At 63.2% G+C, this 16,654-nt stretch carries 13 protein-coding genes and 1 pseudogene; 1 reads left to right on the plus strand and 13 read right to left on the minus strand.

Annotated features, from left to right (window positions below; genetic code table 11):
• Position 1: 1 nt before the first annotated feature.
• The 6 genes from KUW18_RS03415 to rho all read right to left on the minus strand — a co-directional run bounded on the left by KUW18_RS03415 (position 2) and on the right by rho (position 5,149).
• On the minus strand, positions 2 to 160 hold the full coding sequence (locus KUW18_RS03415; RefSeq protein WP_206940276.1) for a hypothetical protein: 159 nt from the start codon (positions 158 to 160) through the stop codon (positions 2 to 4).
• 392 nt (positions 161 to 552) lie between these two features.
• Positions 553 to 756 carry a hypothetical protein gene (locus KUW18_RS03420; protein ID WP_222560823.1) on the minus strand — a complete coding sequence of 68 codons (204 nt, stop codon included), beginning with the start codon at positions 754 to 756 and terminating at the stop codon, positions 553 to 555.
• 75 nt (positions 757 to 831) lie between these two features.
• The gene (gene folM / locus KUW18_RS03425; protein WP_222560813.1) at positions 832 to 1,545 is read right to left on the minus strand and encodes a dihydromonapterin reductase; all 714 of its coding nucleotides are present in this window, start codon (positions 1,543 to 1,545) and stop codon (positions 832 to 834) included.
• On the minus strand, positions 1,542 to 2,321 hold the full coding sequence (locus tag KUW18_RS03430; RefSeq protein ID WP_222161570.1) for an FAD-binding oxidoreductase: 780 nt from the start codon (positions 2,319 to 2,321) through the stop codon (positions 1,542 to 1,544). The genes folM and KUW18_RS03430 overlap by 4 nt, the downstream gene beginning before the upstream one ends.
• Positions 2,318 to 3,811 (minus strand): 4-hydroxy-3-polyprenylbenzoate decarboxylase, encoded by a 1,494-nt coding sequence (gene ubiD / locus KUW18_RS03435; RefSeq protein WP_206940282.1) that lies wholly within the window; start codon positions 3,809 to 3,811, stop codon positions 2,318 to 2,320. Before ubiD ends, KUW18_RS03430 begins: the two co-directional genes overlap by 4 nt.
• Positions 3,812 to 3,889: 78 nt before the next feature.
• A complete protein-coding gene (rho, locus tag KUW18_RS03440) occupies positions 3,890 to 5,149 on the minus strand; it encodes a transcription termination factor Rho (protein ID WP_206940285.1) in 1,260 nt (419 codons plus the stop codon).
• Positions 5,150 to 5,587: 438 nt separating this feature from the next.
• Between rho and ppx the strand changes: the two genes are divergently transcribed.
• Positions 5,588 to 7,141, plus strand: coding sequence for an exopolyphosphatase (ppx, locus tag KUW18_RS03445; protein WP_222560814.1), 1,554 nt, complete (start codon positions 5,588 to 5,590; stop codon positions 7,139 to 7,141).
• An 84-nt stretch (positions 7,142 to 7,225) separates the two neighbouring features.
• Here the strand turns inward: ppx and tilS are convergent, their stop codons facing one another.
• From tilS to fabZ, 7 genes and pseudogenes are all read right to left on the minus strand, one after another.
• Positions 7,226 to 8,512: a tRNA lysidine(34) synthetase TilS gene (gene tilS / locus KUW18_RS03450; protein ID WP_222560815.1), complete on the minus strand. Its 1,287-nt coding sequence runs from the start codon at positions 8,510 to 8,512 to the stop codon at positions 7,226 to 7,228.
• Positions 8,513 to 8,605: 93 nt separating this feature from the next.
• Positions 8,606 to 9,559 (minus strand): acetyl-CoA carboxylase carboxyltransferase subunit alpha, encoded by a 954-nt coding sequence (locus KUW18_RS03455; RefSeq protein ID WP_206940298.1) that lies wholly within the window; start codon positions 9,557 to 9,559, stop codon positions 8,606 to 8,608.
• A 154-nt stretch (positions 9,560 to 9,713) separates the two neighbouring features.
• Complete coding sequence (gene dnaE, locus KUW18_RS03460) at positions 9,714 to 13,223, minus strand: DNA polymerase III subunit alpha (RefSeq protein ID WP_206940300.1); 3,510 nt, start codon at positions 13,221 to 13,223, stop codon at positions 9,714 to 9,716.
• Between the two features lie 46 nt (positions 13,224 to 13,269).
• Positions 13,270 to 13,911 (minus strand): ribonuclease HII, encoded by a 642-nt coding sequence (gene rnhB / locus KUW18_RS03465; protein WP_206940302.1) that lies wholly within the window; start codon positions 13,909 to 13,911, stop codon positions 13,270 to 13,272.
• Between the two features lie 208 nt (positions 13,912 to 14,119).
• A pseudogene (gene lpxB / locus KUW18_RS03470) lies at positions 14,120 to 15,310 on the minus strand (lipid-A-disaccharide synthase); the annotation flags it as partial.
• A gap of 76 nt (positions 15,311 to 15,386) precedes the next feature.
• Positions 15,387 to 16,154, minus strand: coding sequence for an acyl-ACP--UDP-N-acetylglucosamine O-acyltransferase (gene lpxA / locus KUW18_RS03475; protein WP_206940305.1), 768 nt, complete (start codon positions 16,152 to 16,154; stop codon positions 15,387 to 15,389).
• Positions 16,151 to 16,594 carry a 3-hydroxyacyl-ACP dehydratase FabZ gene (gene fabZ / locus KUW18_RS03480; protein ID WP_206940307.1) on the minus strand — a complete coding sequence of 148 codons (444 nt, stop codon included), beginning with the start codon at positions 16,592 to 16,594 and terminating at the stop codon, positions 16,151 to 16,153. The genes lpxA and fabZ overlap by 4 nt, the downstream gene beginning before the upstream one ends.
• Positions 16,595 to 16,654 lie beyond the last annotated feature (60 nt).

Raw genomic sequence — 16,654 nt, forward strand, 5'->3', positions numbered from 1 at the left:
ATCAGCTCCAAAGGGTCGTACATCGTTGAACATGTCGACCACCGAGGCGCTCACGGTCGGAGGTGGCCAGTTGGGCCGACCGCGTGTCGATAAATCGCCAGCCATACCCATAGGCGTAACCCTGGAAGTCGGCGTAGACGAAATCTCGATATGCGGTCATCGGTTATCTCCTGTTACCTGCCACTGCAGGCTGTCGCGACGCTCTGGAGCATCATGCCAAAAACAAAGAACCCCCGGACGGGCTGCCGTCCGGGGGTTCTGGGAGGCGGCCCTGGGTGGGAGCGCCTCGCGAGTGCCGACGTTGTCGTCAGGCCTCGCGCACCAGCGCCCCGGTATCAAACCAATACCAGGTAAAGCTGGACCAATAAAAGGACACGCCCGTCATCGCTTGCCCACCACTCAGCGACGCGACATCGGTCGCCAGCGCACCACTTGCGGAGCAAGATGCTCCGTCAGGGCAAGCTGTTGGCTGAGAGGTGACTGATAACATGGCGATCTCCTGAATCTGCCTTCATCCTGCCCGGCGCCGAGACAAATGGCAACCCCTGACACCTATCCTGCTGTTGCCAGCGTCACCCAGGCGATGGTCGCCGGCAGGCACGTCATGCCCGCCATCACCACCAGGCCAAGAAAGATCATCAGAAAGCCGCTCTCATCACGAAAGTCAGCCGGGTCGTGGGGGCTGTCATGGGCATTGCCATGCGTCTTGCCGTAATCGCTGGCGTGGCGCTGCTCAGGAGCGTTGTGGTGGGCCATGGAAGCCTCTTCTCATCGTTGGATTGTCAGGGCACACCACGAGTCTAGCTCACCAGGGCCTGCTGGCGAGGCCCCTCAGCGCAGATGGCGTCCGCCATCGACGGCCATCACGGTACCGGTCACGTAACGATTGTCGAGCAGGTAGCGCAGACTCTGATAGATCACACCGGGGCCAGGCACCATGTCCATCAACGACTTCGCTCGCGCCTTGGCGGCATAGGCCTCGTCATCCTGCTCGTTCAGCATGATCAGCGCCGGCGCGATGGCATTGACCTGGATCTGCGGGGCGTACTGGGCCGCGAAGGATAGCGTCAGGTTATCCAATCCGGCCTTCGTCGCCGCATAGGCCGCGTGCTTCTTGGACCCCTTTTGCACGACATAGTCGGTCATGTGGATGATATCGCGCTGGGGTTCGCTGCAGGCGTCGAGCAGGCTCTTGGCGTGCAGGTTGATCAGGTAAGGCGCCAGCATGTGGACGCGAAACAACCGCTCGAAGTTGGCCCCGGCGTCGCTGTCCAGGCTGTCCGGCGCCCAGTCACTGGCATTGTGGACGATTGCCCGCAAAGCGTTAGTCTGGCCCTTGAGGCGCTCGATGAAGTCAAGAATGCCGGCTTCACTGGAAAAATCAGCCTGAAGGGTCACGATGCCTCGCTGGCGCATGCTGTCCAGCTCCGCTCGCTCACGGCGATAGCTGACGATGACCGGATGTCCATCTTGCACCAGGCGCTCGGCACAGTGCCTCCCCAGCCGCTGGGCGCCACCGGTAATCAGGATCGGCGACGCGCTCACGGGGCCTCTTCCTTGATCAGGCTGCCGACCACCGGCACCAAGGGGTCACGCGGGGCATAGGCAAACACATCGGAAAACACCCGGGACGGCTCAAGACCCAGCGACGCCAGCACATCGACGCACGCATAGACCATGCCAGGAGAGCCGGACAGGTAGACATCGTCCTGTGACACATCCTCCAGGTGATCGCCCAGCGCCGCATCGATACGGCCATGGTGGGCGTATACCCGCTCACCATCGAAGCCTTCCTCGAAACCCGCCTCACAGACCGCGTGGAACACCAGGTTGTCGCACTCGGACACCCACTGTCGCGCCAGCTCCTCTGCATACAGGTCGCGTCGCTCCTTCGCTGCCCACCACAGGGTGATGGGACGCTCAGGATGCTGGTGACGGGCTGCCTCGACGATGGCCTTCATCTGGGCAAAGCCTGTGCCGGCGGCAATCAGCGTCAGGGGCCGGACACTCGATTCGTCCAGCACACAGTCACCGCTGGGCAAGCGCACCGTCAGGTGCTCCGCCACCACCAGCATGGCGCGCAGTTGCGCCGAGTTGGAGCGCTCCGGCCAGTGTTGAATGTGCAGCTCCAGTCTGCCGTCATCGCGATGGCGACTGGCGATCGAGAACGGCACCCAGCAGTCGTCTGACAGACGCATCTCCAGATACTGCCCCGGCGCATGCGCCATGGCCTCGGCGCGTCCTTCAAGCACCACACGAAATACGTCAGGAGTGAGATCCTCGACCTCGATAACCTGGCAGGTCAGGGTCCTTGCCGTCATGTCGACCTCTTGTCGGTGTCAGGGAGGGGAATACCATAGTCGTCCCAGCGTTCGCTGACCCGGGACTTTATGCTGTCGTCCATGCTGATCGCCACGCCCCACTCACGATCGGTCTCACCGGGCCACTTGCTGGTCGCATCCAGCCCCATCTTGGAGCCGAGTCCGGCGACCGGAGAGGCAAAATCCAGGTAGTCGATAGGCGTGTTCTCGACCATCACGGTATCCCGGGCAGGGTCCATGCGGGTCGTGATCGCCCAGATCACGTCTTCCCACTGGCGGGCGTCGACGTCGTCATCCAGCACGATAACGAACTTGGTGTACATGAACTGACGCAGAAAGCTCCAGACCCCCATCATCACGCGCTTGGCGTGGCCAGGGTACTGCTTCTTCATGGTCACCACCGCCATGCGGTACGAACAGCCTTCCGGAGGCAGATAGAAGTCGACGATCTCGGGAAACTGGCGACGCAGGATCGGCACGAACACTTCGTTCAAGGCAAGCCCGAGAATCGCCGGCTCATCCGGGGGGCGACCGGTGTAGGTCGAGTGATAGATGGCATCCTTGCGCATGGTCATGCGCGTCACCGTAAACACCGGAAACGTCTCTACCTCATTGTAGTAGCCGGTGTGGTCACCATAAGGCCCTTCTGGCGCCGTATCATCGGGGTAGAGAAACCCCTCAAGGATGATTTCGGCGGACGCCGGTACCTGCAGGTCCGCATGACCACACTTCACCAGTTCGGTGCGCGACCCACGCAGCAGGCCGGCAAAGGCGTACTCGGACAGCGAGTCGGGCACGGGGGTGACGGCGCCCAGGATCGTGGCGGGGTCGGCTCCCAGAGCCACCGCTACGGGAAATGGCTCGCCAGGATGCTGTTGCTGGAATTCCTGGAAATCCAGGGCCCCACCGCGGTGGGACAGCCAGCGCATGATCAAGCGGTTCTTGCCGAGCTTCTGCTGACGATAGATGCCCAGGTTCTGGCGGGACTTGTGCGGGCCCTTGGTGATCACCAGTGGCCAGGTCACCAACGGCGCCGCATCACCGGGCCAGCAATGCTGGATCGGCAGCATGTCGAGATCGACCTCGTCACCCTCGAACACCCGCGCCTGGACAGGTGCGGAGCGCACGGTCTTGGGCCCCATGCTCATCACCTGCTTGAAGATCGGCAGTTTTTCCCAGGCGTCTCGGAAGCCCTTGGGGGGCTCCGGCTCCTTGAGAAACGCCAGTAGCTCGCCGACCTCGCGCAGCGCTTCCACCGACTCCTGCCCCATGCCCATGGCCACACGCTTCGGGGTGCCGAACAGGTTGCCCAGCAGCGGCATGTCGCTGCCCTTCACATTCTCAAACAGCAGCGCCGGTCCGCCGGCCCTCAAGGTCCGGTCACAGATCTCGGTAATCTCGAGATACGGATCCACTTCCGCGCTAACGCGCTTGAGCTCGCCAGCCGCCTCAAGACCCGCGATAAAGTCACGCAAGTCGCTATACTTCATGCGAATTTCTCGCTGTCAAATACACCAAAGGGGCAGCATAGCATGCTGCCCCTTCGACTGACCTCGAATGAACGACGATCAGCGCCGCTTCATGGCCTCAAAGAACTCGATATTGGTCTTGGTGTCCTTGAGTCGATCAATCAGGAACTCGGTCGCAGCCGTATCATCCATGGGATTGAGCAGCTTGCGCAGGATCCACATCCGCTGCATCTCGTCATCGGAGGCAATCAGGTCTTCGCGACGGGTGCCACTGCGACGGATGTTGAGAGCGGGATAGACGCGACGCTCGGCCAGGCGACGATCCAGATGGGCTTCCATGTTGCCGGTACCCTTGAACTCCTCGAAGATCACCTCGTCCATCTTGGAGCCGGTATCGACCAGAGCCGTCGCGATGATGGTCAGGCTGCCACCTTCCTCGATGTTTCGCGCGGCGCCGAAGAAGCGCTTGGGCTTCTCGAGTGCATGGGCATCGACACCACCGGTCAGCACCTTGCCCGAAGACGGCACCACGGTGTTGTAGGCACGGGCCAGACGAGTGATGGAGTCGAGCAGAATGACCACGTCCTTCTTGTGCTCGACCAGCCGCTTGGCCTTCTCGATGACCATCTCGGCGACCTGTACATGACGCGCCGGGGGCTCGTCGAAGGTAGACGCCACCACTTCGCCGCGCACTGTCCGCGACATCTCGGTCACTTCCTCCGGACGCTCGTCGATCAGCAACACGATCAGCTGGCATTCGGGGTTGTTGCGCGTAATGGATGTCGCAATATTCTGCAACATCAGTGTCTTACCAGCCTTGGGCGGAGACACGATCAGACCACGCTGGCCCTTGCCGATGGGCGCCGTGAGGTCGATGATGCGGGCCGTCAGATCCTCGGTGGAACCGTTGCCGATTTCCATGCGCAGACGATCCTGCGGAAACAGCGGCGTGAGGTTCTCGAACAGGATCTTGTGCTTGGCGTTCTCCGGACGATCAAGGTTGATCTGGCTGACCTTGAGCAAGGCAAAGTAGCGCTCGCCTTCCTTGGGGGGGCGAATCTTGCCGGAGATGGTGTCGCCCTTACGCAGGTTGAAGCGACGGATCTGAGAGGGCGAGACGTAGATGTCGTCGGGGCCGGCCAGGTAGGAACTGTCGGCACTGCGCAAAAATCCGAAACCGTCCTGAAGGATCTCCAGTACGCCATCGCCGAAGATGTCTTCGCCGCTCTTGGCGTGCTTCTTCAGAATGGCAAAAATGATGTCCTGCTTGCGGGACCGGGCCAGATTATCGATACCCATCTCGCGTGCGATATCGAGAAGCTCCGGCACGGGCTTTTGCTTGAGTTCGGTCAGATTCATCAGAGTTCAGAAATTACTCGTGGAAGCCGGGCGACAGGGCGCCGTGGGGCGAAAAAAGGACACGCCGATTGAGTGCGTTCAGAGCCCGGGGCTGCTCGTGCGAGGCCTGGTAAAGATGATAGGGCCATGGGCTGGATTCTCCAGAAGGGAGAACCACGCCAGCGTCTGGACGAGGGAGCAGATTCATTCGCCATTGCCAGATCTCGATTGCTGGAACCCTTGGGGGGCTCTGGCAGAGCTGGCATCGTGCGGGCTGTCTGACGACTTGGGATGGTCACGCCGCGGCAGCGACGCGACCGGGAAAACACATTCGAAACAGGCGAATGACCCGATACTAGACAAGCCGGCGAGGGAACGCAAGCCCCCTGCCTCCCCCAGATCATTGACATACCAGAAAGCGATACGCAACCTTGACCCATCTCCAGTGAAGGACCCCACATGAACCAACCCTCGGATTCGCTCAGCGCCCTGCGTGAGACGCCCCATGACCCCGGCAAGGACCCTGCTCGCCTGGCCGCCATCGATCTGGGCTCCAACAGCTTCCACCTGCTGGTGGCCAATTATCAGGACGATCGGCTTCAGGTGGTGGCGCGACTGGGCGAAAAGGTCCAGCTGGCAGCCGGGCTCGACGATGACGGCTACCTCAATGAGGACGCCATGGCGCGCGCACTGGACTGTCTGGGGCGCTTCGCCCCCTTCCTTGAAGGGATTCCGGCGACGCGCATGCGTGTCGTGGGCACCAACGCCCTGCGCGACGCGCACAATAGTCAGGAGCTGATCGATCGCGCCGAAGCCTTGCTCGGCACGCGCATCGAGATCATCGCCGGTCGCGAGGAGGCCCGCCTGATCTATCTGGGTGCGGCCCATGCCCTGGCGGAAAGCGGTCGACGCCTGATCGTGGATATCGGTGGCGGCTCCACCGAGTTCATCATCGGCGAACAGTTCGAGCCCAAGGCGCTGGAAAGCCTCTCCATGGGCTGCGTCACCTTCACCCGCCGCTTCTTCGGCGATGGCGACATCACCGAGAAGCGCATGCGTAACGCCGAGCTTGCCGCGCTGTCGGAGCTCGCCAACATCCGTCGCCCCTATCAACGTCTGGGCTGGGATGATCCGGTCGGCTCCAGCGGCACCATCAAGGCGGCAGCTGCGGTGTTGCATGCTGCAGGTGACTCCCCAGAGGGCGTCATCACTCGCGATGGGCTGGCCAAGCTGCGCAAGCGTCTGATCAAGACCAAACAGCTGGACAAGGTGTCGATGGAGGGTCTGAAGGCCGATCGTGCACGAGTGTTTCCGGCCGGAGTGGCGATTCTCAGCGCTATCTTCGAAGCCTTTGAGCTGACGCAGATGCGCTTCGCCGATGGCGCCCTGCGCGAAGGGGTGCTCTACGACATGGCGGGCCGCAACAGTCCTGAGGACTCGCGCCTGAAGAGCCTGGAGACGCTGGCCCGCTACAACGCCGTGGACACACGCCAGGCCGACAATGTCGCCGCCTCGGCACGGGCCATGTTCGAGCAGGTCAAGCAGGACTGGAACCTGGACGAGGAGCGCGGACGCTATCTGGAATGGGCCGCCTGGATGCATGAGATCGGCCAGTCCATCTCCCATAGCCAGTTCCACCGTCACGGCGCCTATCTGCTTGAATACTCCGACCTGGCCGGCTTCTCGCGCCCGGAGCAGCGCCTGCTGTCATTCCTGGTGCGGGCGCACCGCCGCAAGTTTCCGCTCAAGGAGTGGCAAGCGCTGCCCGAAAGCGAACAGCGCGACAGCCAGCGCCTGGCCCGGCTGTTGCGCCTGGCGGTCATTCTCAACCATTCGCGCCCCGAGCAAGCGCCCGCGGCGCCGCGCCTCGAGGTGGATGACGACACCCTTCACCTGCACTACGAAGGTGGCGATGAGCCAGGACTCTTGTGCACCGGCCTGGAACGAGAAGCCGACTATCTTGCCAGCACCGACTTCGCGCTGGTGCTGCATGCGGTGACCGCGGACCGCTGACGACGTGGCCAGACAACAGACGCACGCTGGCGGGATCACCTAGCGGGGTCACGTACTAAGGTCCCGTCGGCGAGCAAACTCCCATCAGGGAATGGTCGTCCAGCCTTGTGCTACCGCGATCCAGGCCCCTGAAGCGGCATCCAGCACCGCGACGCATTCGTCGGCTCGCCACAGCAGCACGATATGACAACGCTGCCAGGGAGGCACCGCAGCCTCCTGCAGCAGCCGCTTCACATCGCGCCGTCCACGGCCTTCCAGGCGAATGCGCTCTCCCCCCTGGCGCGCTCGCAGCGTCAGCAGGCAACGCGCCTGGCCAGAAGGCGCGACCAGGGCAAGCGTCCTCCCTGCCACCACGACCTCACGCCCAGACCACCACGGCATCTCCGGCAGCGAGACCGGGGTCGTGCGGCTGTCCGCCAGCAGATACAAGGTGCCGCGCCAGCAGCGCGCTTCGCCACCTGACCAGTGGATCCTCACTTCGGCATCACGTCGTGCCCGGCACTGGGACATGATCTCATCCAGCCGTGTCCCCGGTGGCGTGGCCAGGTCCAGACAGCGCAGACACCAGCCCAGCAGCCAGCGCTGGCGCGGTCGCGACAGCGCCAGTAGCCCATTTAGCGGCAACCTGGCCGGATCGCCCCCCAGCCTGTCCAGATCCTCCTGGGCGTATTCCTCGAGCAGCGATACCGCCTCACCAGCATGCCGTGCACTGGCGGACAGCGCTTGAAGGGCGTCAGGCCAACGCTCCAGCAGTGACGGCACCAGCCGATGGCGCAGGAAATTGCGATCCAGCGACAGGTCCTGATTGCTGGGATCCTCGATCCAGGCAAGCCTTCGCCTGGCGGCCTCCTTCTCCAGCGCGAGGCGTCCGACACTCAATAGCGGACGGACGATGACCCGTCCTTGCTGCTGACGGCGTGTCGGCATGCCAGCCAACCCCATCACCCCCGACCGACGCAGGGCCGCCAGCCAGAAGGTCTCGGCCTGGTCATCAGCATGCTGCGCCAGCCACAGATGATCTCCAGGCTCCATGACATCCATAAAGGCCCGGTAGCGGGCCGCCCTGGCCGCTGCCTCGAGGCCCTTGCCCGCCGCCACATCGACACTGACCCGGACCACCTCCAGCGCGACGCCCTGCTCGCGACACAGGGCACGGCTGTGGCGCGCAAAGTCGTCCGCCGCCGGCTGCAGGCCATGGTGGACATGAATCGCCCTGAGCGCCCGCCCACGGCGCCGGCAGGCATCCGCGGCCAGTGCCAGCAGCACGCAGGAATCCAGTCCTCCCGAAAGCCCCACCCATAGCGTGCGATCATCGGGCAGGTCATCGATAAAGGGCGCGACAATGGCCTCAAGGCCAGGGGACTCAGACATGCCTGCTCTCCACCCGATACCCGGGCATCACATGCAAGCGGCCCCTATCGCAGAACGACAGGGGCCGCGGGGTTACCACGAAGACCCGACGCTTCAGGCGGGGGCGCCGTAGCTCATCAGGCGCTCATAGCGACGTGCCAACAGGGCGTCGCTGTCCAGAGCGTCCAGGCGCTCCAGACTCTCGCTGATGGCGTCACGCACTCGCGTCGCTGCCTCGTAAGGGAAGCGGTGCGCACCGCCCAGCGGCTCCTTGATCAGGTTATCGACGAAACCGAGCTCCTTGAGACGGCTGGCGGTAATCCCCATGGCCTGAGCGGCATCGCTGGCGCGTTCCGCGCTCTTCCACAGGATCGAGGCACACCCCTCAGGAGAAATGACCGAGTAGGTAGAGTACTCAAGCATCATCAGCTCGTCACAGACACCGATGGCCAGGGCGCCACCGGAGCCACCTTCACCTACCACGGTGGAGACGATGGGGGTCTTGAGACGCGACATCACCGCCAGGTTATAGGCGATGGCCTCACTCTGGCCGCGCTCTTCCGCGTCGATACCTGGATAGGCGCCAGGGGTGTCGATGAAGGTCAGCACCGGCATCTTGAAGCGCTCGGCCATTTCCATCAGACGGCACGCCTTGCGGTAGCCTTCCGGGCGGGGCATGCCGAAATTGCGGCGGACCTTCTCCTTGACGTCGCGGCCCTTCTGATGACCGATGATCATCACCGGACGATCATTGAGGCGCGCAACACCGCCGACGATAGCGGCGTCATCGGCAAACTCGCGATCACCATGCAGCTCATCGAAGTCGCTGAACACATGCTCGAGATAGTCCAGCGTGTACGGGCGCTGCGGATGGCGAGACAGCTGCGATACCTGCCACGGCGTCAGATCCTTGAAGATCGACTCGGTCAGCTTGCGGCTCTTTTCCTCAAGGCGCGAAATCTCGTCAGCCAGGCTGACCTGACTGTCGTTGCCGACCAGACGAAGCTCTTCGATCTTGGCCTGCAGTTCGGCGATGGGCTGTTCGAAATCGAGATAGTTGGGGTTCATGGGCCAGCCTTGTGATCATGGTCAGGCGGGCGCGACCGCAGGTCGCAGGCCCACCCATGGCAAATAAAAAGTGGTGTGCATTATCGCACCCTGACGGGGCCACGCAAGGCGCAGCCGTCCAGCGACCTTAACGCCGCAGCGTATTTTGGCCACCTCAGCGATACTTGAGACGTACGCCATCCTGTCCTTCGACATCCCGCAGGGCGATCAACAGGTCATCAGATGGCAGGACCTTCCACTGCTCGTCGAACTCCAGCCAGCCGGTAGCGTCGACATTGCGATAGCGCAGGCGCACCGGCAGGCCTTCCTCATGTCGATGGGGCTCAAGGCTTGCGCGCAGGCTGTCAATCAACCGGCCGTTCGCCTGACGACCATCCACCGAGACCTCCACCGCCTGGCCAAAGCGCGAGCGTGCCTGGACCATGGGGGTGACGTCCTTGCCTCGCAGGCGCAGGCCACCGGAGTAGTCATCGCTGGAGACTTCTCCTTCGACGATCAGCACCTCGGCATTGTCGAGCTGCTCACGCACGCTGTCATACAGCTCGCCGAACAGTGACGCCTCGATCCGCCCCGTGCGGTCGTCCAGGGTGAGGAAGGCCATGGTGTCGCCCCGCTTGGACTTCATGGTGCGCTGCGCCACCACCAGCCCGGCCACCCGCTGCGGCTCCCGGGAAGGCTTCAAGTCCGCGATGCGGGTCGAGACAAAACGTGCCAGTTCCTCTTCGTACTCATCGATGGGGTGGCCCGTCAGATAGAGACCAAGGGTGTCCTTCTCGCCGGCCAGCCGATCGCGATCGCTCCATTCCCGCACGCGCAGATAGTCCGCATAAGGATCGCTGGCCCCTTCATCGGCGTCCGGTGCAAACGCTTCGCCGAACAGGTCCATCATCCCGGCGTTGTGGTTCTTGTGACTCTGCGCAGCGGCCTTGAGGGCGTCATCCAGGGCCGCGCTGAGCACCGCACGATTGGGCCCCAGGTTATCCAGCGCTCCGGAGCGGATCAGCGCCTCCAGGGTACGCTTGTTCATGCGCTTGGGGTCGATACGGCGACAGAAGTCGAACAGATCGGTAAAGGGGCCTTCGGCGGTACGCGCCTCGACAATGGCGCCGATCGGACCTTCCCCCACGCCACGAATGGCACCCAGGCCATACACCACCCGGCCTTCATCATCGACCGTGAACTTGTAGCCGCCCACGTTGACGTCCGGTGGCGTGACCGTGAGCTTGAGATGGCGACACTCCTCGATCAGCGGCACCACCTTGTCCAGGTTGTCCATTTCGGTGGACATCACCGCCGCCATGAACGGGCCCGGGTAATGCGCCTTGAGCCAGGCGGTCTGGTAGGACACCAGCGCGTAGGCCGCCGAGTGGGACTTGTTGAAGCCGTAACCGGCAAACTTTTCCACCAGGTCGAAGATGTTGCCAGCAAGGTCCGCATCGATGCCGTTGGCCGCACAGCCTTCCATGAAACCGGTACGCTGCTTGGCCATCTCTTCCGGCTTCTTCTTACCCATCGCGCGCCGCAACAGGTCAGCCTGACCCAAGGAGTAGCCCGCCATCACCTGGGCAATCTGCATCACCTGCTCCTGGTACAGGATGATGCCGTAAGTCGGCTGCAGCACGGGCTTCAGCAGCTCGTGCTGGTAATCCGGGTGGGGGTAGGAGATCTCCGCCCGTCCGTGCTTACGGTTGATGAAGTCATCGACCATGCCGGACTGCAGCGGCCCCGGACGGAACAGTGCCACCAGTGCGATCATGTCCTCCAGCGAGTCCGGCAAGAGGCGCTTGATCAGCTCCTTCATCCCCCGGGATTCCAGCTGGAACACCGCGGTGGTCTCGGCCTTCTTGAGCATCTCGAAGGTCTTGCCGTCGTCCAGCGGGATCGCATCGATATCCAGCGCCCCCTTGCCCTCGCTGGCGCGCACCCGATCGACCATCTCCAGCGCCCAATCGATGATGGTCAGCGTACGCAAGCCCAGGAAGTCAAACTTGACCAGCCCGGCATCCTCGATGTCGTTCTTGTCAAACTGAACGACCAGCCCGGAGCCATCCTCGTCACATAACAGCGGTGAGAAGTCGGTCAGCTTGGTGGGCGCGATGACGACGCCCCCGGCGTGCTTGCCGGTGCCTCGCGTCACCCCCTCGAGCTTGAGCGCCATGTCCCAGATTTCCTGGGCTTCCTCATCTACCTCAATGAATTCCTTGAGCTGAGGCTCCTCTTCGATGGCCTTGGACAACGTCATGCCCACCTCGAAGGGAATCAGCTTGGACAGCTTGTCCCCCAGCGAGTACGGCTTGCCCTGGGCGCGGGCAACGTCTCGCACCACGGCCTTGGCCGCCATGGTGCCGAAGGTGACGATCTGCGACACCGCGTTACGGCCATAGCGCTCGGCCACGTAATCGATGACGCGATCACGTTTTTCCATGCAGAAGTCGACGTCAAAGTCCGGCATCGACACCCGCTCGGGGTTCAGAAAGCGCTCGAACAGCAGGTCATACTGGATCGGATCGAGATCGGTGATCTTCTGCGCGTAGGCCACCAGCGAGCCGGCACCGGAGCCGCGCCCCGGCCCTACCGGGACATCGTTGTCCTTGGCCCACTGGATAAAGTCCATCACGATCAGGAAGTAACCGGGGAACCCCATCTGCAGGATGATGTCCAGCTCGAAGTCCAGGCGCTCTCGGTAGCGCTTCTCGAGCGCCGCCCAGTCGTCGCTGTCGCGTGGGTGACTGTCCACCGGGTAAAGAGCGTCAAGGCGCTCGGTCAGGCCATCGTGGGAGATCTTGCGGAAGAACTCGTCCTGGGTCATGCCCTCGGGAATACCGTATTCCGGCAGGAAGATCTCGCCCAGGCGAACGTTGACGTTACAACGCGCGGCGATCATGACGCTGTTTTCCAGCGCCGCGGGAATATCGGCAAACAGCTCCGCCATCTCCTGTGGCGACTTGAGGTACTGTTCCTCGGTGTAGCGCCGCTCGCGACGGGGGTCATCCAGCGCCTTGCCCTCGCCAATGGCCACGCGGGTTTCGTGGGCCCAGAAGTCCTCACGCTTGAGGAAGCGCACATCGTTGGTCGCCACCACCGGAACCCCGGTGTCCATGGCCAACGCCACCGACGCATGCACGCAGTCTTCTTCCAGCGGGCGACCGGTCCGGGTCAGCTCCAGATAGAAACGGCCGGGAAACGCCTGACACCATTCATCCAGCAAACGCCGCGCATCGGCATGATGATCGCTGAGCAAATGGCGGCCCACGTCTCCTTCACGCCCACCAGACAGCGCAATCAAGCCTTCGCTCTGCTCCAGTACCCAGGCTTTCTCCAGGTAAGCCCGGTCCTGACGCTGGCCCTCGACCCAGCCGCGAGAGATCAGTTCGGTCAGGTTGCGATAGCCGACGTCATTCATCGCCAGCAGCGTCACCCGATACGGATGATCCAGGTCATGGGCGTTGACCAGCCACAGGTCGGCACCGATCACGGGCTTCATGCCAGCGCCCTGGACCCCGTTGTAGAACTTCACCAGGCCGAACAGATTGGATTCATCGGTCAACGCCAGCGCTGGCGCGCCATGCTCGACGCCAGCCTTGACGTAAGGCTTGAGGCGCACGAGGCCGTCAACCAGAGAGAACTCGCTATGGACGCGAAGATGAACGAAAGGAGCGGACATGTGAAAGCCTTACCTCGACCCGCCGTGGCGGGGCTGTGAATACGGGTCAGAATAGCGCCAGCTGGCGCTTGACAGGGGCAAAGGAGCGACGATGTTCGTCGAGTGGCCCCAGACGTTCCAGCGCGGCCAGATGTTCAGCCGTCGGGTAGCCCTTGTGGCGGGCGAAACCATAGTCAGGATAGCGCCGGTCGAGCGACACCATGGCAGCATCCCGCGCCACCTTGGCGAGGATGGATGCGGCGGCGATGGCCGGGTGACGGGCATCACCCTTGACCACAGCCTGGCCGGGAACATGATGCCCGGGGAGGCGATTGCCGTCCACCAGCAGGTATTCAGGCGAAGGCATCAGCCCATCGATGGCACGGCGCATGGCAAGATGCGTGGCGTGGTAGATATTGAGCTGATCGATTTCCTCGGGGCTGGCGGCTGCCACGTGGAAGGCCAGCGCACGTTCACGAATCAGCCCATCGAGGGCTTCTCGGCGCTTGGCCGACAACGCCTTGGAATCGGTCAGCCCGTCGATGGGCCGCTCGGGATCCAGGATCACCGCCGCGGCGACCACCGCGCCGACCAACGGCCCCCGCCCGACCTCATCCACCCCGGCCAGGAGCTGGCCATCATAGTCCACCACCAATGGCGGCAACGGCGCCTTCGCGGCGCGCCCCTTGCGAGCCGAATCAGCGGCCATCCTTGTCTCCTCTGGCCTGCGCAGGTCCAGCGCCGGTGTCGCTAACCTGAGAAGCCATCTTGTGAGAGGCGCCTGCAGCGGTCTTATGAGAAGCGCCTGCGGCGGTCTTATTAGAGGCACCTGCGGCGGTCTTGTAAGAAGCGCCAGCGTCGCTCCCGGCACTGTCCGGGTCCGCCACCTCCTGCGCGCACTCCGGGGCCACACTCGGTGGCAACGGCCGACCTGCCACCAGCGCTTCGATGGCCTCCGCCGCGCGACGGCTGGCATCACGCTGCAGGCCTTCATGCATCGCCGCGAAGCGCGTCTCGAGCGCGCTACGCCCCTGGGGATCCGACAACATGGACTCCAGCTGCCGGGCAATCGCTTCGGCACTGGCCTCGTCCTGAATCAGTTCAGGCACCAGCGACTCCTGGGCGATCAGGTTCGGCAGCGAGATCCACGGGGTCTTGACCATCCAGCGAGCAATCCGATGCGTCATCGGCGCCATGCGATAGCCCACCAGCATCGGCCGGTGACACAGCATGGCTTCCAGCGCCGCCGTACCCGAGGCGAGCAGAACCAGGTCGCTGGCCACCATGGCTTCGCGGGCCTGACCGTCCAGCAGCATGACGCGATCGCGAAGAGCCGGCCGCTGTTGCAGCAGAACCTCGAGCTCCTGGCGACGCTCGGGCGTGGCAGCCGGAATCACCACCCGCAGGCGCTCACGCGTTTCCACCAGTCGCTGTGCGGCCTCCACAAAGGTCGCCGCCATGAAACGCAGTTCATTGCGCCTTGAACCTGGCAGCAGCGCCAATACTTCTTCGTCCGGCTCGAGCCCAAACGCCCTGCGGGCAGACTGCCGATCGTTCACCAGCGGCAGCTCGTCTGCCAGCGGGTGGCCGACGAAGGCCACCGGCACGCGATGCTTGACGTAGAAGGCTGCCTCGAACGGCAAGAAGGTCAGCATGGCATCCACCGAGCGGGCAATGCCCTTGACCCGCCCCTGGCGCCAGGCCCATACCGACGGGCTGACGTAATGAGCCGTGGTGATACCCGCCTCGCGCAGCTGTCGCTCGAGCCCCAGATTGAAGTCAGGCGCATCGATGCCCACCATGATGTCAGGCTGCCATGCCAGCGCGTCGCGGCGCAGATGGCGACGCACACGCACCAGCTCGGGCAGGTGCTTGAGCACCTCGACCAGACCCATGACCGACAGGGTTTCCAGGGGATACAGTGACGTCAGGCCCTCGGCCAGCATGCGTGGCCCGCCGAGCCCACGAAACTCGACGCCAGGATGTCGCGCCTTGAGCGCGCGCATCAATCCCGCGCCAAGAATGTCGCCAGACAATTCTCCGGCGACCAGGTAGACACGGCGGACAGGGACGGCGTCACTCTCGGCTTGGCGAACGACGTGGGTCATGGGGGCTCCCCGGATCAGCGATGGAGTGTCCCGGGGGCAGCGGCCTCACCGGATGGTCAGGCAAGGCCGCTGTTCATCAGCGGATAATGCCCCGGGTAGACGCCTCGATGGAGGCCACGAAGGCGTCGGTTTCCGCCAGCGAGAACCGCTGGCGAATCTCGGCGACCGCTTGCTCGACGGTCAGTCCCTGCCGGTAGACCAGCTTGTAGGACTCGTTGAGCGCGCGGATCGCCTCACTGGCAAAGCCACGCCGCTTGAGGCCGACCACATTGAGACCATGGGCCTGAGCAGGGTTGCCGTTGATCATCACGAAGTCGGGTGTGTCCTTGGTGATGATCGAGCCTCCCCCGGCCATGGCATGGGAACCAAAGCGGCAGAACTGATGGATCGCCGACAGACCGCCGATGATGGCGAAATCGCCCAACTGCACATGTCCGGCCAGGGTCACCTGGTTGGCCAGAATACAGTCATCGCCGATGATGCAGTCATGCCCGACATGGACATAGGCCATGAACAGATTGCGCGAACCGATGGTGGTCTCGCTGCGATCCTGCACGGTGCCGCGGTGCAGGGTGACTCCCTCACGGACAACGTTGTCATCGCCCATCACCAGGCGCGTCGGTTCTCCGTTGTACTTCTTGTCCTGGCAAGCCTCGCCGACAGACGCAAACTGAAAGATGCGATTGCGCTTGCCAAGGACCGTCGGCCCCTGCACCACGACATGGGGACCAATCACGGTGCCTTCGCCAATCTCGACGTCGGGACCAATCACGCTGAAGGGCCCAACCTCGACATCGTCGGCCAGGCGGGCGCCGGGATCTACGATGGCGGACGGATGTATCAAGCGATCTTCCTCTCGGCGCAGATGATGTCGGCTTCACAGGCCAGCTCACCTTCCACGGTGGCACGGCACTTGAACTTCCAGATGCCGCGCTTGGCCCGCTCGACCTCGGCACGCAGCTGCAGGGTATCGCCAGGCATGACCGGACGCTTGAAGCGCACGTTATCGCTACCGACGAGGTAGTACACGTAGCCGTCGGCGGGCAGCTTGTTGACCGTCTTGAAGCCAAGAATGCCGCAGGCCTGGGCCAGCGCCTCGACCACCAGCACCCCCGGCATGATGGGATGGTGCGGGAAGTGACCATTGAAGAACGGCTCGTTGATGCTGACATTCTTGTAGGCAACGATGGTCTCGCCGTGGGTCAATTCCGTGACCCGATCCACCAGCAAGAAAGGATAGCGGTGGGGCAGATATTCGCGAATCTCGTTGATGTCCATAACCATCGTAGCGACCTCTAAAATGACAAGAGCCCTTCTCCGAGAAGGACACGAGCGGCGTCGGGC

The sequence above is a fragment of the Halomonas sp. DP5Y7-2 genome, assembly GCF_019802025.1.
GTDB lineage: Bacteria > Pseudomonadota > Gammaproteobacteria > Pseudomonadales > Halomonadaceae > Halomonas > Halomonas litopenaei_A.